This window comes from Floridaenema flaviceps BLCC-F50 (assembly GCF_041929275.2).
Classification (GTDB): domain Bacteria; phylum Cyanobacteriota; class Cyanobacteriia; order Cyanobacteriales; family Aerosakkonemataceae; genus Floridanema; species Floridanema flaviceps.
Genome location: NZ_JBHFNR020000001.1, coordinates 2,178,411 through 2,198,611 on the forward strand (window position 1 = coordinate 2,178,411; position 20,201 = coordinate 2,198,611).

At 40.7% G+C, this 20,201-nt stretch carries 18 protein-coding genes; 6 read left to right on the top strand and 12 right to left on the bottom strand.

The genetic code is table 11. The features are described from left to right. Positions 1-573 precede the first annotated feature (573 nt). The gene (locus ACE1CI_RS10435; protein ID WP_413264060.1) at positions 574-2,313 is read left to right on the top strand and encodes a DUF8769 domain-containing protein; all 1,740 of its coding nucleotides are present in this window, start codon (positions 574-576) and stop codon (positions 2,311-2,313) included. Between the two features lie 119 nt (positions 2,314-2,432). Here ACE1CI_RS10435 and ACE1CI_RS10440 read toward each other — a convergent pair whose 3' ends face one another. The 7 genes from ACE1CI_RS10440 to tnpA all read right to left on the bottom strand — a co-directional run bounded on the left by ACE1CI_RS10440 (position 2,433) and on the right by tnpA (position 5,813). Next, positions 2,433-2,621 carry a hypothetical protein gene (locus ACE1CI_RS10440; RefSeq protein WP_413264061.1) on the bottom strand — a complete coding sequence of 63 codons (189 nt, stop codon included), beginning with the start codon at positions 2,619-2,621 and terminating at the stop codon, positions 2,433-2,435. Between the two features lie 9 nt (positions 2,622-2,630). Beyond that, the gene (locus tag ACE1CI_RS10445; RefSeq protein WP_413264062.1) at positions 2,631-2,996 is read right to left on the bottom strand and encodes a hypothetical protein; all 366 of its coding nucleotides are present in this window, start codon (positions 2,994-2,996) and stop codon (positions 2,631-2,633) included. After that, entirely contained in the window at positions 2,996-3,355 is a 360-nt protein-coding gene (locus ACE1CI_RS10450; RefSeq protein WP_413264063.1) for a hypothetical protein, read from the bottom strand. Before ACE1CI_RS10450 ends, ACE1CI_RS10445 begins: the two co-directional genes overlap by 1 nt. Before the next feature lies 1 nt (position 3,356). Then, positions 3,357-4,571: an NRAMP family divalent metal transporter gene (locus ACE1CI_RS10455; RefSeq protein WP_459564045.1), complete on the bottom strand. Its 1,215-nt coding sequence runs from the start codon at positions 4,569-4,571 to the stop codon at positions 3,357-3,359. A 2-nt stretch (positions 4,572-4,573) separates the two neighbouring features. Continuing rightward, positions 4,574-4,894, bottom strand: coding sequence for a hypothetical protein (locus ACE1CI_RS10460; RefSeq protein WP_496615387.1), 321 nt, complete (start codon positions 4,892-4,894; stop codon positions 4,574-4,576). A gap of 359 nt (positions 4,895-5,253) precedes the next feature. Then, positions 5,254-5,424, bottom strand: coding sequence for a hypothetical protein (locus ACE1CI_RS10465; RefSeq protein ID WP_496615388.1), 171 nt, complete (start codon positions 5,422-5,424; stop codon positions 5,254-5,256). Continuing rightward, positions 5,406-5,813 (bottom strand): IS200/IS605 family transposase, encoded by a 408-nt coding sequence (gene tnpA, locus ACE1CI_RS10470; protein WP_413264066.1) that lies wholly within the window; start codon positions 5,811-5,813, stop codon positions 5,406-5,408. The genes ACE1CI_RS10465 and tnpA overlap by 19 nt, the downstream gene beginning before the upstream one ends. 55 nt (positions 5,814-5,868) lie before the next feature. On the opposite strand from tnpA, the gene ACE1CI_RS10475 reads away from it, so the two are divergent. The 4 genes from ACE1CI_RS10475 (at position 5,869) to ACE1CI_RS10490 (ending at position 13,740) form a co-directional block, all read left to right on the top strand. Continuing rightward, complete coding sequence (locus tag ACE1CI_RS10475) at positions 5,869-7,431, top strand: zinc ribbon domain-containing protein (RefSeq protein WP_413264067.1); 1,563 nt, start codon at positions 5,869-5,871, stop codon at positions 7,429-7,431. A 483-nt stretch (positions 7,432-7,914) separates the two neighbouring features. Next, positions 7,915-9,096: a glycosyltransferase gene (locus ACE1CI_RS10480; protein WP_496615389.1), complete on the top strand. Its 1,182-nt coding sequence runs from the start codon at positions 7,915-7,917 to the stop codon at positions 9,094-9,096. 500 nt (positions 9,097-9,596) lie between these two features. Continuing rightward, entirely contained in the window at positions 9,597-12,275 is a 2,679-nt protein-coding gene (locus ACE1CI_RS10485) for a PA14 domain-containing protein (RefSeq protein ID WP_413264069.1), read from the top strand. Positions 12,276-12,384: 109 nt separating this feature from the next. Then, positions 12,385-13,740 carry a hypothetical protein gene (locus ACE1CI_RS10490; RefSeq protein ID WP_413264070.1) on the top strand — a complete coding sequence of 452 codons (1,356 nt, stop codon included), beginning with the start codon at positions 12,385-12,387 and terminating at the stop codon, positions 13,738-13,740. 94 nt (positions 13,741-13,834) lie between these two features. On the opposite strand, the gene ACE1CI_RS10495 is transcribed toward ACE1CI_RS10490, so the two are convergent. Then, positions 13,835-14,095: a hypothetical protein gene (locus ACE1CI_RS10495; RefSeq protein ID WP_413264071.1), complete on the bottom strand. Its 261-nt coding sequence runs from the start codon at positions 14,093-14,095 to the stop codon at positions 13,835-13,837. Between the two features lie 379 nt (positions 14,096-14,474). Here ACE1CI_RS10495 and ACE1CI_RS10500 point away from each other — a divergent pair, with 379 nt between their 5' ends. Beyond that, positions 14,475-16,658, top strand: coding sequence for a GumC family protein (locus tag ACE1CI_RS10500; RefSeq protein ID WP_413264072.1), 2,184 nt, complete (start codon positions 14,475-14,477; stop codon positions 16,656-16,658). 217 nt (positions 16,659-16,875) lie between these two features. Here ACE1CI_RS10500 and hpsJ-A read toward each other — a convergent pair whose 3' ends face one another. From hpsJ-A to ACE1CI_RS10520, 4 genes are all read right to left on the bottom strand, one after another. After that, positions 16,876-17,586 carry an HpsJ-like protein, cyanoexosortase A-associated gene (hpsJ-A, locus tag ACE1CI_RS10505; protein ID WP_413264073.1) on the bottom strand — a complete coding sequence of 237 codons (711 nt, stop codon included), beginning with the start codon at positions 17,584-17,586 and terminating at the stop codon, positions 16,876-16,878. 42 nt (positions 17,587-17,628) lie between these two features. Beyond that, positions 17,629-18,288, bottom strand: coding sequence for a cyanoexosortase A system-associated protein (locus ACE1CI_RS10510; RefSeq protein ID WP_413264074.1), 660 nt, complete (start codon positions 18,286-18,288; stop codon positions 17,629-17,631). Beyond that, complete coding sequence (gene crtA / locus ACE1CI_RS10515) at positions 18,285-19,148, bottom strand: cyanoexosortase A (protein WP_413264095.1); 864 nt, start codon at positions 19,146-19,148, stop codon at positions 18,285-18,287. The genes ACE1CI_RS10510 and crtA overlap by 4 nt, the downstream gene beginning before the upstream one ends. Before the next feature lie 159 nt (positions 19,149-19,307). After that, positions 19,308-20,069: a cistern family PEP-CTERM protein gene (locus ACE1CI_RS10520; protein ID WP_413264075.1), complete on the bottom strand. Its 762-nt coding sequence runs from the start codon at positions 20,067-20,069 to the stop codon at positions 19,308-19,310. Between the last annotated feature and the right edge of the window lie 132 nt (positions 20,070-20,201).

Here is a 20,201-nt window from a genome sequence, read left to right on the forward strand (position 1 = left end):
GAGTCTTGTCTATGTACCTTCTACCATCTCAAAAGATCGATCGCCTTGAGCAAGTATTTGCCATACAACAGCTATCCTATGTGTTGTACATAACATTAAACAGATTTTTCATAGATCTAAAGGCATACAAAAGGGTTATTTTCTATCTCCTGAGTAGTAAATTAAGGGTCATTTCCTGATGTTACTTAAATGCTGTGTTATAATATTAGTTAATGATGAAATCGCACGAATAAATCTGCTGCTGTTAGCAAAAAACAGGGTGTAGAACAGCAATATTGAGCGAGATTGGAGATTGCTAATTCTTCAATAAAAAACTTACAAAACAGCTTCTCGTTAATTTACCTGGCTGCTTACCATGCTGTCATTCTTGATGGCATCTTGGTATTGCATACATAATTATCAACCTCTGTTCCACAAGACTTTTTTTCTGGGATAAAAGTTGCTGTGCATATTTTTTGGGGAACCTGTTGCGTTAAAACAGGTTGCTGCATGGTTGCGATTGACCATTAAGCAGTTTGTTGATTTTCGCTTACGTAAATAGAGATGTTTTTATTTCATTTAAGAGTCTAATCTATGCACATTCTACCCTCTCAAAAGATGGATCGGCTTGAGCAAGCATTGGCACCTTTACATCAAAAGTACGATCGAATAGCAAAAATGCTAAGAGTTCCATTTCGGTCGATCGGATTCTTTAAATTTCTTCAAGGCATTCCTGTTCATCCAACCCGTGAATCACTCTACTATGCAGTAGCCTTGCTGGACACAAACGATCCCAAGATGTGTCAGCGAGGTGTAGAAATAATACAGACAATCTTAACTCTCCAAGACAAAGATTCGCGCAGCCAGACCTACGGACTTTGGCCCAAATATTTAGAAGAAAAACCTTTTAAGATAGTTCAGCCCGATCCAAACTGGCGCGAATTTTTAGCTACACAACTGCTACAAGTTGCGCTTAATCATCGCGATCGCTTATCTCCCAACCTCATAGCCAAAATTGACGAGGCTATCCTGTGTGCTGCGTATAACATTAAACAGCGCAATATTCCTCTTGAATACACAAACATTGCCATTATGGGCATTTATGTAACGTTGCTTACAGGACAAATCTACAAAATAAATTATTTGTACAATTATGGGATAAATCGTCTTGAGCAATTCTGTCAATATATCCTAGAACAGGGTGGTTTTCCTGAATACAATAGCCCAGATTATACCATCATTGCCTTAGAAATTTTAGGTCGTCTGAGGCTATATGCCAAAAATGTCAACAATGCCAAAATAGGAGAACTGCTTGAAGTGCTCTATCGTTTGAGTTGGAGGGAAATTGCAACTCATTTTCATCCACCTACTCGGCAATGGGCAGGTCCCCATAGCAGAAGCTACAGTACATTACTCAAAAAGGAAGTATTAGCATTAATAGAACGCTCTACTTCAGAACAGATAAATTTTGGCATTGTGGAAAAGTACCCTACCCTAGATGAGCATCGCCTCTCCTTACCTTGCCCAGATGATTTAGAAACACTATTTCTGCAATTAAATCACCCTCGCACTGTAACTCAAACCCTTTCTGAGAAATCACCCAAACAAGTTCTCACCACTTATCTTGCTCCGTCTTTTGCCTTGGGAAGTGTCAATTACAGTGACTTTTGGCACCAGCGACGACCTTTACTTGTCTATTGGGGGACACATAAAAAGCCAAGTTACTTAAGATTACGCTGTTTATACAACAACGTGGATTACGCAGCCGCACAATTTTTTAGTGTTCAAAATCAGGGCAATGTTCTCTGTGGTGTTTCTTTTGCTACTGATATTAACCCGATCAATCCTTACCTCAGCCAAAACACGAAATCTAACTCTACACTGCTGCTCAAAGATTTACGGTTGCGTTTTGAGTTTGGAGGTTCTATTGATATGAATAGTCTCAGAACTCAGCTTTCATCATTAGCTACCCTGGACTCATCTTTGTGTCTCTGTTTTGATGATTTAAGTATTCAGATCCGAATTCCATACGCACAATTTGGCGAATCAACAGGTAAATGGGAAATTCATCAGGATTCACAATGTTTTTATCTGGATCTGTTGCTTTGGGCTGGGAAGAAACAAGTATTGGATCTTTCTCATCTGAGCCAAGGTGCGATCGCATTTGCCCTCAAAGTAACAACTGAAAAAATTTTATCTTCTGAAGTCTCAATCAATCTTGTTGATAATTGGCTAGAAACGGAGTGGGAAAATCTCCATCTTAAACTTTGGACTAAACCCGCCAAACAGCAGTTTTTAAACATATCAACTTTTTCCAGTGACATAGATAAATAAATAGCTCTTTTTTACTTGATACCAAATCCTGGTTAGTTACCCCCGATATCTTCTCCCTCTTTCCTCTGCGTTCTCTGTGTCTGGAGCGGTTTATTATAAAGGGGGTTTTTAACCCGGATTTAGTATGAGCCAGTATTTCCTACTGCTCGATCGAGTAATTTAGTAAATTCTGCTATCTCTTCGTCTACTTTTTGATGCCCTAAGTGACTGTTCCGGCGTTTCGCATCAGCAAAGTTGAATATTGCTAGATATCCTGGCAATCTTCCGGTAATTTCAGCCTGGAACTTTTCTTCCCGTTTTGAAAGCATTGCTATAAACTAACTTTTTTGATTGGACTCTTTGGGTTTTGCTATCGATTCTAATTGTTGATTAATTTCTTTTAACTCAGACAAGGAACAATGCAAACGGGGTCGATCGGGATTTGTTAAATCTAGTTTATCCCAAGGAATTCTATATCCACCATGAATTTTTCTCGCTCCCATTAACTTTAAAATTGCCAAACCTAATTTCCAAGCAGATAAACGTTCTAAAATTGCTGTAGAACCAACTAAATATTCCTCAATTATCCATTCATCGCCCTGCTTTTCTGCTCGAATTTCCTCTATTCGCCCAATCGGTTTACCTCCTGAATCCAATACTGATTTACCTAATAGTAATTCCAAATTAAGTTCGCGAGTTGTCATTACTTTTCTCCGGGAATTTTGACAATAACTTTATCTTTTAACCATTTTTCGTAGGCGATCGCAGGCGTTTGTTCCACATCTACATCAACATCTACATCAATTCCCACATCCAGTACTTGCGAAAAAGGAATCCGAAAAGGTTTTTTCAGTCTCGCGCCCCATTTACTCTGAATCGTTACAATTAACCGTTCTAATTGAGGATGAATTCGTCTTCCTAGTGTCGGTAAACCTACTTCAATATAGGCTAAACGTGGGGGTTGTCCATCACGTAATTCAGCAATAATGCCATCGACTCTGCCCATTTTTTGCTGATGGCGATCGACCAATTGATTATCAAGCACATCGCGAAAAACTTCCATCTCATCCTCCCCAAATCTCTAAAGGAATCGCAGAGATCGCCAATACAAAAGTCAATCCAATAATGAAAACCACAATACTATTATTAAACCATCCGTTGCGATGGGAACCAACATAAGATTCATCATTTAACAAAATCAAAAACGGCAAAACAACCAATGGTAAAATTACTGCCGTAAGTGCCATAGAAAACAGAGTTAATTGTAAAGGATCGATCCCAACAACCATTAAAAGTGACGCGAGAAACACAAAAACAGAGTAAACCATACTGAAGCGAGAAGCTTGTTTAGGATTGAGATTTTCTCCCCAATTCCAACCAAAAGTTTGCGCCACAATATAAGCCGTATCAAGGCTAATTTCCAACGCCGCCCCAAAGCAAGCAATTCCTAATGAAGCAGCAAATAATATAAAACCCCAATAACCAAAAGGTTGAGTTAAAACTAAAGCCGCTTGTTCGTAACTATCTACTTGAATTCCTTTAGGATTCAACACTAAAGCTGCTACAACTAACACCCCAAGAGATACAATACTACCAAAAGCCATTCCTACAGCTGAAATCACACGATTAATTCCAATATCTTCCTCATTCCATTCACTTTCAACCGCACCAGATGAATAAAAATAAAACAGATAGGGACTAATAATTGCACCTAAAATACTGACGGCAATGAATAAGTAATGAGCAATGTCTTGTTTAGGTAAAGTTGGTAATAAACCCGAACCCAATTCCGTCAGATTCGGGTGCAATTTAATCGTTGCAAAAACAAAGACGAGTGTAATTAACCCTAGTGAAGAAACTCCATTTTCAATTATCTCAAAATTGCCTTTCCAAAGCAGCAACCAAATTGCCAAAGTAACGGGTAAAGCCCACCATTGAAAACTAATACCTGTGACTAATTGCAGAGCAATACAAACGCCGCCAATTTCTGCGGCTAATACTAGAAAATCAACAATAATTTCTGCAACTAAAGGGATGAGTAAAAAACGAAAACCCAGACGTTCGCGTACTGCATCTACCAGGGTATGTTTGCTCACAGCTGCTAAACGTCCAGACATTTCTACTAAAGCAATGACGCAAATTGTACCTAACACAATTGCCCAAATTAATTGAAACCGAAAGGATGAGCCAGCCTCCGCCGCAGTTGCGATCGCACCAACATCTAAAAAACCTCCAATACTTGTGAGGATTCCTAACGCCACTTGCAGAACTTTTTGGATTTTCATGATTCCCCACCCAGTCTTTTAATCAAAGTATTAATCGCTTGTTCTTGAGCGGACAATTGTTGCATTTTTTTACTCAAAGTATCGCGATCTTTTTGCACGACAGCTGTTCCCATTTCTCCCACAGTTCGTTGCATCTGTTGTACGCTATTTAAAACCTCGTTCCGGTTTGGTTCCGGCGTAACTTTCGCTAATTTTTCGATCTCTTTTTGCAGTTTTTCCTCAGTAGTTTGAAGCGTTTGTTTAGCGTAAGCATTAGGTACATTACCCTGTAGCCAGAAGTCGCCAACTAAGTGGGCGGTTTCTGTCCAAGATGTCACAGTTTTTAATTCTTTTGTCAGGCTTTCAGTAGAAGGCTGGACGCTACAAGCAGTTGTTGTAGAGATCAACAGAACAAGCTTCCAGATAGAGCGCGATCGCATAAAATCCAGCCTTCCACAAGTTTAAACTCTATAGCTTAGATATATCACTATTGTTATTTTTTGAACTTATTCCCAAGATAGAAAAAGATATTTCACTCCACTCTCCCTAAGACTGATTTATCGCTACTGAAAAAGGATATTATTAAAAGTATATAAATATTTGCCACTTGTCATATCGAATACAAAAAATAATGCTACAGATCTCTCTCCCCATCCCCCTATCCCCCCGCCTCCCCACCTCCCCGCCTCCCCATCAGTTATCTGTAGCAAACATTTGGGTATTCGATATCAGCAGGAGCGATCGCGCTTTTGGCGATCGCATTTGCCCTCCAAATCACCAGAAAACGTGCGCGGAAGCCCCTGGCTTGAGACATGGGGAGGAAGCGCACGCCCGCGGTTTTAACCGCAGTCAAGTTCCTGGCTTCCATTTTTGGTTCTCAATATATTTCTTAACCACATCCAATGGCGCACCGCCAACAGTAGCCACAAAATAAGAATTAGTCCACAAGGTAGGTAATCTACTTTTGAGCCAGGGAAACTCTTGCCTCAAATAGCGAGATGACCTACCTTTCATGATTTTAATAACTTGTTGAACACCAAATTGCGGGTCAATACCAATCAATAAATGAACATGATCTGGCATAATCTCAAGTTCAATAATCTCGCACTTCTTCTCTTGAGCTACTTGTTGAATGATTTCTTTGAGTCTAGTATCAACACCATTGACTAGTACTTTGCGCCGATACTTGGGACACCAGACAATGTGATATTGACAAGCATATAAGATATTGTTATTTGATTTAAACTGATTTGGCATTGCTAATATACACTTGCTTTCCATATAATAGTGACATCAGTTAATTAGTAAGTCAATGCCTCGCCAAAATCGCACCAAAACTCCATCATTTATTGTTGAGATGCCCCTGGTGGTATCCAACAAAGATGCTGGGGTTTTGTTGTCTAGATTTGAAGCAGGTAGGCAACTTTACAATGCCTGCTTAGGTGAGGCAATGCGCCGACAAAAGTTGGTTAAGCAATCCAAGAAATACCAAGAAGCAAGAGCGCTCAAAAAAGGTAAGGCAAGAACAGCAGCTTTTAAAGAAGTAAATCAAGCTTACGGTTATAGCGAATACGACCTGCATTCTTATTGCACAACTATTCGTAATTCTTGGATTGAAAAACATATTGACTCGAACACCGCTCAAAAATTAGCGACTCGCGCTTTTAATGCTTCGGAGAAGGTAGCTTTTGTCCAAGCCAAGAAAGTTCGATTCAAGGGTAAAAACCAACTGGATTCCTTGGAAGGTAAGACAAATAAAACTGGGATTAGATGGGTTAACGAGACTTTAGTTTGGGGTAATCTTCAGCTAAAGCCATATCTAACAACTTATGACCCAGTGATAACTCATGGGTTAAGGAGTCGAGTTAAATATGTCAGGTTAGTACGTCGGCGGATTAATGGTAAAACCTTCTATTACGCTCAATTGGTTTGTGAAGGTAAATCTTTTCAAAAACCCAAAAACCAAATTGGTCAAGGGACTGTTGGGTTGGATATTGGGCCGTCCACCATTGCTATTGTTGGCGAGAAATCTGCAAAACTAACATTATTTGCATCAGAGTTAAAGTTGGGTTCAAATAAGATTCGTCAACTACAAAGAAAAATGGAGCGGTCTAGAAGAGCGAATAATCCAAATAACTACAACCCTGACTTTGTTAACAAAAGGGGGCAGAAGAAGAAAGGGACAATTAAAAAAAGTTGTAAGACTTGGAATAATTCCCGTAGTTATCAGAAAATTAGGATAGCTAAAGCTAATCTGGAACGGAAATTAGCTGCCCACAGAAAGTCTCTACACGGGAAGTTGGTTAACGAGATCTTGAGTCTTGGTAATAATATTAAGTTAGAAAAGCTTTCCTACAAATCATTCCAAAAGAATTATGGAAAATCTGTAGGAAAGCGTGCGCCAGGGGAATTTGTTTCGCATTTAAAGCGTAAGGCTGGAAGTGCTGACGTTAATGTGATAGAATTCTCCACTAAAACCACTAAATTGTCGCAAACTTGTCATCAATGCGGAAGCGTAAAAAAGAAAAATCTCTCTGACAGAATCCATCAATGTGATTGCGGAATCTATTGTCAACGAGATTTATATTCGGCTTTTCTTGCCAAATTTGTTGATGAAAAAGAAATGCTTCAAGCGAATCAAGCACAAAATGCTTGGTTGGGTTCGGAACCGATCCTGTATGCGGCTTGGAGACAGGCGACCACAGAAAATAACTTGCGATTAGAAGGACGAGTTCCTTCTTCCTTTGGGAGATTTCCAGAGTCAGAACCAGTCGCAGCAAAAGTTCGGAATGTCGATGCTAAGAACTTGGATGTTGTACCAATTTGGGAGAGCCAAGTAGAGGCATCATTGCATTTTGAACCCCCGACCCTTTAGGGCTGGGGTGGCTTCAGAACAGGAAACATTTCATTACCTGAAGTCTCAATCCATATAGTTGATAATTGGTTAGGGATGACTTGGAAAAATCTGAATCTGAGAATTTCTACGTAACCCCTGAGCAGAACTTTTTAAAGTATTTGCAAACTTAGCCAGTAATTCTTTAAAGTATTTGCAAAATTGTAGTAACGGCTTGCCAATTACCATTAAAATCAAAGCAGCAGTTTATCAGCATCTTTCGGGGTGATGTTCTAACGGGAGTTGCTCTAAGTTTTTCGAGGTCACGGAACACGAAAAGCGGTGCTGGCATGATTATCGGGGCGAAAAGTGGACTGTACTTTAGCTTGATTATCTCAAAGTCAGGTCATCCATTTTTCTATACCTATAAGAAAATCCTTAAGATAATTCAGTTAGATTGCTAATTGACCATTCAATTATCCTTACTGTATTCATTTTCACTAGCTGATCGAGGTAGCCAAACGAATGCGAATCCTAACAGTTCATAATTACTATCAACAACCAGGGGGCGAGGAGCAAATCTGGTCTACGGAGAGTGCATTATTGGAATCTTACGGCCATGAAGTGCTGCGCTATACATTAGATAATGATGACATCGAAGGGATGAATCCATTGCTGTTAGCAAAAAATACAGTGTGGAACAGCAAGGCTTACCAAGATCTGCGATCGCTCATCCGTGACCAAAAACCCCAAATTGCTCACTTTCACAACACCTTCCCGCTAATTTCTCCCGCTGCCTACCATGCTGTCAAGGATGAAGGCATCCCAGTAGTGAAAACTTTACACAACTACCGATTACTTTGTCCTAATGCCCTATTTTTCCGTGAAGGAAAGGTATGTGAAGATTGCTTAGGGAAACCGTTCCCCCTACCCGGAGTGATTAACGGATGTTATCGGGGTAGTAATTATAATAGCGCAATGGTGGCAACCACAATGACCATTCACTCCCTTTTGGGTACGTGGACTCAGGTCGTGGATGTATTTATTGCTTACAGTAAGTTTGCCATGAATAAGTTCGTCGAGGGAGGAATACCCGCAGAAAAACTGGCATTCAAGACTAATTTTCTCCATCCAGCACCTCAACCAGGGGAAGGGAAAGGCGGCTACGGAGTGTTTGTCGGAAGGTTATCAGTGGAAAAAGGGCTAGGGGTAATGCTTGATGCCTGGAGACAACTAGGAGGTAAAGTTCCACTCAAAATCGTGGGTGATGGCCCAATGAGAGGATTAGTCACGGAAGCAATGAAAGAAATGCCAGAGATTGAGTGGTTGGGACGGATTCCCCTGGAAGAAGTTTATGAAGTCATGGGGAACGCAGCGTTTTTTGTGTTTCCTTCCGAGTGGTATGAAACATTTGGACGGGTGGCGATCGAATCCTTTGCCAAAGGTACACCCGTCGTCGCCTCAAAAATCGGGGCAATTACGGAACTCATCGATCACCAACGCACTGGATTACTTTTCAATCCTAGCGATCCTACCGACTTAGCAGCACAAATCAATTGGCTATTGGCTAACCCGAAAACCAATAGCCAAATGCGCCAAGAAGTTCGTGCTGAATTTGAAGCCAAATATACAGCAGCCGACAATTACAAGCGACTAATGGAAATTTATGAATCTGCGATCGGCAAAAAATCTCTGGTTGCTGTTTGATAAAAATTACTAATCGATAGTTTTTGAGCCAAGAGCATTTCTAGGGGAGCGACAAGATCGCCGCACATTCTAGTGAGCAAAAGGAACAAGGAACAGTGAAAAGTTTTGATTTTTAAGTTTTGAATTGGAAAAGTAATTTAACTCAAAACTAATCCTGTTACCTTGTCTATATCTTGATAATAACTTAAAATAAATCTGCCTTTTTTTTGGCATCATTTGACTGTTTCATTGTTGTCAATCCTATATATTAAATAATTATTATTTTCAGGCAATTGCCTGGATAATTTAATATTTGCAATTTTTAAAATGCTTATATGTAAAAAGCTTTATAGAAATTAATATATTATTTGCATTCTATTTATTAATAGAATAAATTAACTCTATCGCCAATATTTCTTGTAAAGATGTGTTTTAATAATGGATGGGATAGATTGTTAAAGAAAACCATTTACTTGTTTTCTTTGATATCTATTGGGATCTTTACTATTTTTTTTACTACAATGACTCTGGGTAATGGCTTGCTTGGCGAGTACTTTGATAATGAGAATCTGACTAATCTCAAACTTACTCGCACAGATAGTATTGTGGATTTTAATTGGGGTACAGGTTCACCCAATCCAGCGATCGGTTCCGATACCTTTTCAGTCCGCTGGACGGGACAGGTAGAAGCTACAACTACTGGTAGCTATACATTTTTCGTTTCAGCAGATGATGGAGTCAGGCTGTGGGTAAATGGACAACAACTAATCAACGACTGGGAAGACTGGGCAGCAGTCAGGGAGAGAAGTGGCACAGTTAACCTTACTGGTGGTCAGAAGTACAACATCCGACTGGAATACTTTGAGGAATATGGTTCGGCAGTTGCCCGACTGCTGTGGTCGGGGCCTTCTATACTTAAGCAAGTGATTCCCCAGAGTCAGTTATATTCCACTCCCTTGGGTGGTTCTACTCCCGTAGCAGATACCACCTCACCAACCGCCAGTCTGACAGCCCCAGATATCTTGACTGAGGGTGGTACAACATACCAATTTAGTGTCACATATTCGGACAATACAGCAATGAATGTAGCCACATTCGACGGAGGAGATATTTTAGTAACGGGTCCCAATGGCTTTAATCAGCCGGCTGCTTTGGTGAGCGTGAACAACAATACCAATGGCACACCGCGCACGGCGACCTATAGAATCAATGCTCCTGGGGGTACTTGGACGATCGACGACAACGGCACTTACACTTTTGCCTTACAACCCAACCAAGTCAGTGATACCAGTAACAATTTTGTGCCTGCATCCACGTTGGGCAGTCTCCTGGTGAATGTGCCAGCACCACCAACCACAAATCCACCACCAAGCACCGGGAATAGTGAAAATATAGTCTTTCCTGCCGATGCTGGAGTAATAAATGTCAAAACTCAGTTTGGTGCCAAGGGAGATGGAGTTACAGATGATACAGCAGCGATTCAAGCGGCGCTGAATGCCTATCCCAATGGTGGGAGAATTATTTATTTGCCAAACGGAACTTATCTGGTTTCCAATACCTTAAGTTGGGCGGCAGGCACTCCGGGTAGGGGAGATGATTACAAGAATATTATTCTCCAAGGGCAAAGCCAGCAGGGGACGATCGTCAAATTAAGGGATAATGCCCCTGGATATACAAACGCTGGCGCACCAAAATCAGTAATTTTCACCGGACCTAGCCCTGCTCAAAGATTTCGTAACTCGATTCGCAATTTGACACTGGATACGGGAGTGGGAAATGCTGGTGCGATCGGCATTCAGTTCAACGCCAGCAATCAAGGAACCCTGCGCGAAGTCACGATTCGATCGGGAGATCGACAGGGGATTAATGGCTTGGATATGAATTTTACCGATGAAATCGGTCCGTTGTTGGTTAAGAACGTAACTGTTGATGGATTCCAATACGGCGTTCGCACTGGCTTCAACGTCAACAGCATGACCTTTGAAAATATCACCCTGCGGAACCAAAGTGTGTACGGCTTTCTCAACGGGGGTCAAGTGGTGAATATCCGGGGATTAAACAGTACAAATTCCGTGACTGGGGTTTATAATGCCGGAGGAAGAATGACTTTGATTGATTCCTCCTTAACTGGTACTACTGGCGCAGCTAACAGACCAGCTATTGAAAGCGTTTTCCAAAATGATTTACTAGCTCGCAACATAACCACTTCCGGTTATCAAGCTGCTCTCCGCAACGCCAATGTGACACAGGCTGGAGCCAATATCACGGAATTTGTCGGCGGTGGCGTTACAAGTCTGTTTACTTCACCACAGCGAACTCTGAATCTGCCAATCAAGGAAACTCCTGATGTGCCTTGGGACGATCCGATCGCAACTCCTTGGGCAAATGTGGTTTCTTTCGGAGCCATACCTAACGATGGACAGGATGATACAGCGGCGATTCAAAGAGCGATCGATTCGGGAAGAACAACAGTTTACTTCCCCAATGGAACTTATGACCTGCGGGGAACAGTTCTCGTCCGCAACAATGTACGCCGAGTCATTGGTACTGAGGCAGGTATAATTGTTGGCAGTCAATCCAACCAAACCTATCCCGGCTTCAGATTAGTAGAAGGCAATAGCCCAGTAGTTGTATTTGAGCGGTTTTGGGGCGGTTACTTCGCAAATCCAACCTTTGAGAATGCTTCTTCTCGGACGATCGTCATTCGTCACTCTTCAAATGTGTCGGGTAACATGACAGGTACCGGGGATGTATTTCTCGAAGATGTTGTCTCCAATCCTGTTTCCAACTGGACATTCAACAGGCAAAATATCTGGGCACGCCAGTTCAACGTAGAGAATCAAGGAACTCACATCATAAATAATGGCGGAAATCTTTGGATTTTCGGGCTAAAAACCGAGCGGGGCGGTACACTAATTGATACGAGAGCAGGTGGAAAAACTGAGTTACTCGGTGGGTTCGCCTACACCACAACTACTGCTCCCAATGGCTTACAAGAAGACCCGATGTTCATTAATAATGAGTCTTCGATTTCCATCAGTATGGCAGAAATTCAATTTGTAGACGATGAGGATTTTGAATACACCACCTACGTTCGGGAAACAAGGAACGGAGTGACTCGGAATCTACTTCGTAACAGCCTGCCAAACTATATTGGTGGAAAACAAATTCCCCTTTACGTTGGCTACCTTGGTAACTAGAGTAGTCTATCGACTAGTATTGATAGTATTGACGAGCAATTTATTTTCCCTGTCGTGTTTATCTTCCGTGATAAATCAGTTCGGTTTCGACACTCACAGAGGTTTTTAGATGACAAGAACATTAGAATCCACTAGAGTAAAAAAAAAACAAAAAGGGTATGTCACTAACTCAAATCTAACACTCTTTGGCATTGCTACCGCCCTATTTCCCAGGGTTCTAACAGCACTAAAAATTCCCTCTGCGATTAACTTCTTGCACTTTGCGGCAATACCATTTGCCTGCTGGTCAGTGGTAACGACATCCCGTAGCAAAGATCGGAAACAAATAGAGATTTCCCAGCAACTTTTGATTGGGATATTTCTGTTTTTGACCGTTACGATCGCCAGTGCTTTGCTAAATAATGCGGGAGTAATCAACGCTGTCCTAGATTTTTTGCTGTTAGCCGAACCTTTCATTCTGATATTGACCATTGTTTGTATGCCCATGTCGGCGGAGGGATTTCAACGCTTCCGAAATTATATTCTCGCATTTGCAATGATTAATATGCTCTTTGCCTACGTCCAGAAATATGTTTTTCACATGGAAAAGCTGATTGGTTTGGAAGACAATATCAAAGGAATTTTTATAGGTCAGGGAGCAGGTCATGTCATCGGTGGTTCCGTTGCCATGACCTTTGCCGTGTATTATTTTGTGAGTGCGAAGACTAAGCCACTTTGGTTTCGGATCGCGATCGTTCTTGCTTGTTTCAACCACATCGTGATCTCAGATACAAAACAAGTCTTACTTTCCTTCATTATTGGATATGTTCTTCTTTACTTGATCAATGTAAAAGACCTTGGCAAGACTTTGACCTATCTAATTCTTGGTGCTATCTTTCTAGCTGTCTTCTACTGGGCTATTTACAATATTGAAGCTCTTAAGGCTTTTACAACTTGGATCAGACCTGAACTCTACGGGCCTGATGGCGAAGCAACAAGGTTGAAATTTGCCACATTTCGCATCGTTCCTACCTACTTTGAATCTCCACTCAATTGGTTACTGGGTCTTGGCCCTGGGCATACTGTAGGACGTTTAGGCGGCTGGATGTTGGAGAGTTACTGGAATTTACTACAACCTTTGGGCGCAACTATGCACCCTGCTAGCAAAGCTGTTTGGAGAGCTGTATCCGCTAGTTGGTTAGGCGACCAATCCAGCCTATTTTCCCCTTTGTTTGGTTGGGCTGGCATCTGGGGAGATTTGGGAATTTTAGGACTGGGAACTTACTTCTACATGGCATTTCTGGTATGGCACCATGTCTGCGTTATCGATCTTTCTAAGTACCTGATGCTAACCGTATTTGTGTTTGGCTTAGTGTTTTCCCAATTGGAAGAACCGGGCTATACTCTTTTCGTTGCCAGTATGATTGGGTTAGGATGGCAAGAACATAAATTCGAGACCCAGCAAAAATTTGAGCAAAGAAATTAAACAACTTTCCACTTATCCTCCAGCTTAATAAAAACATCCTTGTATAAGCGATCGTTGTTTGACTGTTTAAATCTCTAGGCGTTGAGAGGCTAACTCACGGTAAATCAAAGTAGGCCAGCACCTTTAGAACAACAGCCGTTACAACAATTTGTACAATTACTTGAACAGGTGTTTGTGCATTTCCGCCACCTTCACCGCCACCTTCCCCTGCTAGAGCGGGAGACGTATAGAATGTGTTCAGTAACAAAGTAGTACAAAGAGCGATTTTTAATAATTTAGAATTCATCATAATTTTATGAAGTCTGACAAAACGAATGATGTTACTGCAAAGCGAAATCTTTTGATTTTGTATCATGCTACTATTTTCTCTGTAAATATACTATAATGATTTCATTTCTTAACCGTAAGTTTATAAAATAAGGTGTTTCCTTGATAATTTCTTGATAAATCGTGAGTTCCATCTAGAGAAAACAACTAAAAACTATGTGGCGACAGGGCTTCCGAGCAGTAAGTAGTTATTCTAAGGTTAAACACGGAATCTTTGCCAATGCTAAACTAGCTTCAGAATCTTTAGTTGGTAAACTGGTTGAAGAGCAAATCAATTTGCATTAAGGTTAAAATTTTGTTCGTCCGTACAACCTTTACTAAAGAGCTTACCCAGATTCTCGTCTCCATAAAAAGACAAGAATTTTTCTGTAACTACAAAAGAGCAACCGCACAGAGAGTAAATCAAAATGGAGAACGAACAGCAGCTTCACAAGATAGCAATTCCAGTGCCCGATCGTCGCTTTCAGAAGTTGCCCCAAGCCAGTTATTATTCCCAGTCCGGTGGTAAGGACGGGGATGACGAAGGGGGATTAAATATCGGGCAGGTTGTGGATGCTCTGCGTCGGAGGATTTTAATCATTGCTGGGATGGCTGTAGTTGTTGCCGTCGCCGCTTCGGTTAAGGCGCGTGATACCAAACCGACCTATCAAGCAAGTTTTGAGATTCTGACTAAGCCAGTGACTGTGGAAACGCAGGTGATTTCGTCTGTACCACAAACTCTTAGCAATAAAGAAGGACAGCAAGGGCCTGCCAAGGGAGTCGATCCCACCAAACTGAAAGTGTTGAAGAGTCCATCGGTTTTGTCCCCGATCGCCAAAAAACTGGAATCTCAGTACCCCGACATCGGTTACGATGAAATTGCCAGTAACCTGGTTGTGACTCCCGATCCAGCAAGTGAAATTTTGGCGGTGAGTTACCAAGACAAAGATCCGAAAAAAGTTAAAGCAATATTAGACCTAGTTGCAGAAGCCTATTTAAAATACAGCCTGGAAGAACGTCTAGCCGACGTACAACAGGGAATTCACTTTGTCGATGCTCAACTGCCGCAACTGCAAAAGCGAGTTGCAACGATTCAAGATCAGCTACAGAAATTTCGACAACAGTACAACCTGATCGATCCAGACTCTCAGGGAAAACAACTGACGGATCAGATAGCAAAGGTTGGGCAACAGCGATTTGATATCCAAGTTAAACTCAATGAAATGCGAACAACTCACCAAAACTTAAGCCAGGAGTTAGCACAGCAAAAAGATAGTACGGCAGCCTCCTCAGCATTAAGTGGAAGTGCAAATTACCAGAAATTATTAAGTCAGATATCAGATATAGAAGCGCAAGCAGCGAAAGATACTTCTGTGTTTCAAGAGATCAACCCGAAGATTCAAGTGCTGCGAGATCAAGAAAAAAATCTACTGCCGTTGTTAAAAAGAGAAGCGCAACGAGTAGAAACAGAGCTAGCTGGGAAAATTCGCGAATTAGAAGCGCAGGATCAATTTTTAGCTCAGACAGAAAAAGATTTGATTCAGAAAGTCAAGCAACTATCAGCAGTTTCCCGTGAGTATACTGATATTCAAAGAGAGTTAAAAATCTCTACAGACAACCTGGATCAGTTTTTAACCAAACGGGAAGCCCTTCGCATTGATGCTGGACAACGGAAAACTCCCTGGCAAATCCTTACCCCTCCAACAAACCCAATTCCTTCTGCTGCTGATGTCAAGCGTAGTGGTATATTAGGCGCTGTTCTGGGGCTACTGCTTGGTGTGGGAATTGCGTTGCTGCTCGAAAAACTGACTGATGTGATCCGCTCCGTCGAGCAAATCAAGTCGTTGAGCAAGCTGCCAGTTTTGGGAGTTATACCTTACAACAATGACCTGACGGAAGCTAAGAAAGAGATAGATTATACTAAATCTGCTTTTGTGGAAGCATTTCGCTCGTTTTATACTAATATCCAACTCCTAAGCCCGGATGATAATATTCGGTCGGTTATTATTAGTTCTTCTATGCCTGGGGAAGGTAAATCTACCGTATCAGTTTATTTGGCACAGGCAGCAGCTGTATTAGGACAACGGGTGTTGTTAGTTGATGCGGATTTACGCTTACCTAAGCTTCATGAAAGACTAGAGTTAGACAACTCTTTTGGTCTGAGTACATTAATTATTTCAGATAATTTGGATTTTGATTTGGTTGTGCAAAGCTCTTTCCTTGATAGTAACCTCTCTGTTATAACTTCTGGACAGATACCTCCCGATTCCACTAAACTCCTGTCTTCCAAAAAGATGCAAAATTTAATGTCCCGGTTTGAAGAAAACTACGACTTAATTATTTACGATATGCCGCCATTTGAGCTAGCAGATGTCAAATTACTTGCCCCTAAAGTAGATGGGATTATCATGGTAGCTGGACTGAATAAAACAAAAGCTTCTCTATTTACAAAGACTATTGAAGAAATAAAGCTATCTGGTCTTAGGGTTTTGGGGATTATTGCTAATGGCTCAAAGGATATCAAGAAGCAAATGAGCTATTACAATAAATATTATCAATCGTCTGTTCCATTAGACCAGTTAAAAGAAAAACTCTTTAATTTGAAGAGATGATTTTAGTAATTTGGTTGTCAGATAAAAGTTGGCTCTCCCATATTTATGGTAGTCACTAAATCTTATCTAACTGTAGAGTGTGTTAGACACAGGAGTTCAATAGGGCATTTACCCCCTAATTAAATTCCTGTACCATCGCGCATCATTATCCAAGGAAAGTAACATTAATAAACATTTTTTCCTTTAACCTGAAACCAGCATGATTTAGCAAATATTTCTACCATTTATCTTTTCTTTTGCTGAGCTTTCTCGCCCAACGAGTACTCTGCCAAATCCGAATCAATAAAAATGCTGAAATGATAGCTCCAATGATTGATTTTAATGCAGTTTTTATTAGTTCAAGACGTTTATTTTGCTTTACAATTTCAATTTGCGTCCCCAAATTTTCTTTAGTTCTATTACTTTCAGCTAAAAGGCGAGTTTTCAAATCTTCAGTATTTGAAATAACATCTGCTCCACTCTTTTGAGTATTAACACGGGAAAGAAGAGTTTCTAAATCGCTAGTTGTTGCTTTACTCAATTGCTCATCGAACTGTTGAATTTGAGACAATTGCTGACTTGCTTGAGTAGTAATTTGAGTATTATTCAGGTTATTAATACGTAATGTATCGCTGAGGCATAATGGAATTAGCAACAGCAGCAAAACAGCAATAATTAAGGAAAGCCAGGATAAGTACTTGAGGATGAATACTTCCTTTGTAGAGCGGAGATTTTCCTCTCCCAAGAATACTAGCACTAATCCTATTAAAGGAAGTGCCATGCGATCGACTATTCCTCCTATTGTCTGAAATTCCCAAATGGGGTCCATCAAGCGTGGTGGAAACAGAAGGTATATCAAATCAGACAGTATAAATAGCAATAGGCAATAACCTAACATTCTTAACAGAAAAATCGACTGCCATTCCTGGCCTTCCGATCGAGGAGTCATAATTCATAATCCTTTTGTGAAATAACTTATATTGATGATACTTTAGGCTTTAGGAAAGCGAGAATTCCACCATTTATACCAGGAAAACCAGACATTTTCCAAGCTTTGGTAAGCCACTTCTGGGGAAGATTGCTTTAAAGGAACAGATAAATAAGCCCAGAGACAACGCTCATCTTTAAGGTTTTCCTGACTCAGTAGCCAAGGAAGTAAACGGTTAAATTGCAGAGCGTCGAAGTTATGGTTTTGCTGAAACTGTCTCGCTGTAACTGTACTAGAGCCATAGGGATTAATACAAGCGCTCAAGTAGGCTCTATCTTTATAGGTAAAGAGCGCATAAAAACCAATTCCTTCTTTTTGCCGGATCAGAGATGATACAGAAATAGACTCATAGCTTTTTATAAAGTCTTTAACCTCTCCGTTAGTATTAACGAAATAACGCATTTTAATATCCAATGATAGATCATTATTGACATATTGATAATGCCTTGCTGAAATAGTAGGAGGAATGCGATCGCCAATTGAATCAACTAAGGGAGAACTTTGCAGGAGTTGCCACCCTTGTAAGGGCAGGGTTACAGGAAAGCCAAGGGGAGTCGTAATTTTACTTGGGGCTGGAAATAAAACCGACTTTACCAACACACCGAGTACAGTACTAAATATTGTGAACAAAAATATAAGCCGGAGGTGTTTCCAGAAGATCATAATTCTTCAACTTGATTAGGGTCATCATCAGGTTGATTCTGCCGCAGTAGGAAAAGACAGAATAAACCAAAAATTAGTACAGCAATAGTAGAAAACACCAAAGATCCATCCCCTTTATGCCAGTATTCAAAAGCTTCTCTACTGATAGGTGCTGAAAGAACAGCCAATAACGCCACTCGAATTCCATTGACCACAAATGCTATACATACAGCAACCACAGGTACTATAATTTTAGCAATTTTGGTAGTTGGGAACATTAGTAAAAAAACTAAGGATAGTCCCAACAACTGAAGTATAGCTTCTATTCCAGAACAGCCTGAATAAACTTCCACTACTCCAGTTGGTAAAGCTACATAAACTCCCTGTCGAGATACATCAAATCCAGCGTACCAGAGGACAGCAGTTGCAAATTGAGCCGTCAGAACAGATATATCTATAAACAGAGACAGCAGTCCCGGAGAGGGTACAATAAAACAGAGAATAAGCAATTCTCGCCAGTATTGCTTGAATCCTTGAAACCCAGAAGCAAGTAAAGCAATTCCTAATCCTGAAATTACAGGGAAGATGCGAAGAAATGGGTCATAACCAGATATGGATATACTTTTAAGTAGTACTAAAGCAATGAGGATTGTACCCAAAGTACTAGAAAAAGCGCTACTGTCTAGATTAAAAGTATCACGCTTTGACCATAACATTGAGCCTACCGCAAACCAAAAAAGCATACTCATTCCCCAGAAGCTAGAATCTTCCGCTCTCCAGGTTAAAGTAAGATGAATAGCTATTAAGCCCGATGTAATACCTAAAAGGTAGAATTTAAAGGTTTTCAAATATTGGATAGGGAAAAAATTTTTAACTTTCACAGTACCCCGCAAAATACTAAAAGCATATAAAAATTTCAACTTGCTAAATGCTGTCTTCTTTATTACATTATAAGCAATACGTACATTGATGATAAAAATCTGGAGCATTAATCTTTAAGCTCCAGATAAGTTTTGTGTAATCGCAAAATCAGATAAATCCTAAGACTTAGCAACTGCTCTTTTATGCCGTTGCCCCATTTGTCTTTTAAACAAAGCTCCAAACCCCAGAGCTAATCCTGAACCAAAAACAGTTATAGGTTCAGGAACGCCAGCTGACTCAAAGCTACCAACAGAAGTTTGAAACTTAACCGGGAAGTCACTCAGAGTTACAACATTTGTACGCTGCGTTGAATTATAGAAGCTGTCGCTAAAAATTGTGATATCAAAGGTGGTTGACTGTCCTGCTTGTAGACCTTGGTTGACATTTCCTCCAGAGCAATTGTTGGCTGCATAAACACAGACATCTATTTGTTTGAAGCCACCTGGAAACATCTGCTGACCAGTCTGGACGACAGCCTCGGTAAAAACTGACGATCCATTCACGGAGACACCCGTAGCATTTGGACTAACACCAAAACCAAAACTGACTATACTAGCGTTTGATAATGAGTTGGATAACTGTGTTGTGTTGTTAAAGGAGATGCCTAACGTTAGTGCACTAGAGGTGAAACTTTTGACTTGGATGGTTGCTAGAGTACTTAGAGCTACGGGAAGTGTACCGTTGCTACCTTGAGTCCCAGCTGGAACTAACCATTTAACTGGATCTAGAGTTCTTCCAACATCATTAGTAGAGTCGATAGTAATATTGCCATTAATCACACCATAAGCATTAGCGGGAGCAGTGAAGGCAGAAGAAACAAGGGCAATGCTAGCAGCACCCAAAACAGCGGGGAGAAATGAGTTGAAACAAGAACGATTCATGTTTAGTGATCCTAAATATCCTTGATAGTCGATCGTTACTAGTGATGCAAACGAAAATTACGGGCAAACTGTTAATCAACGGCTTGCTCTAAAATCGGGTTTTTGAGGTGGAAAGTGTAACAAAAATAACTG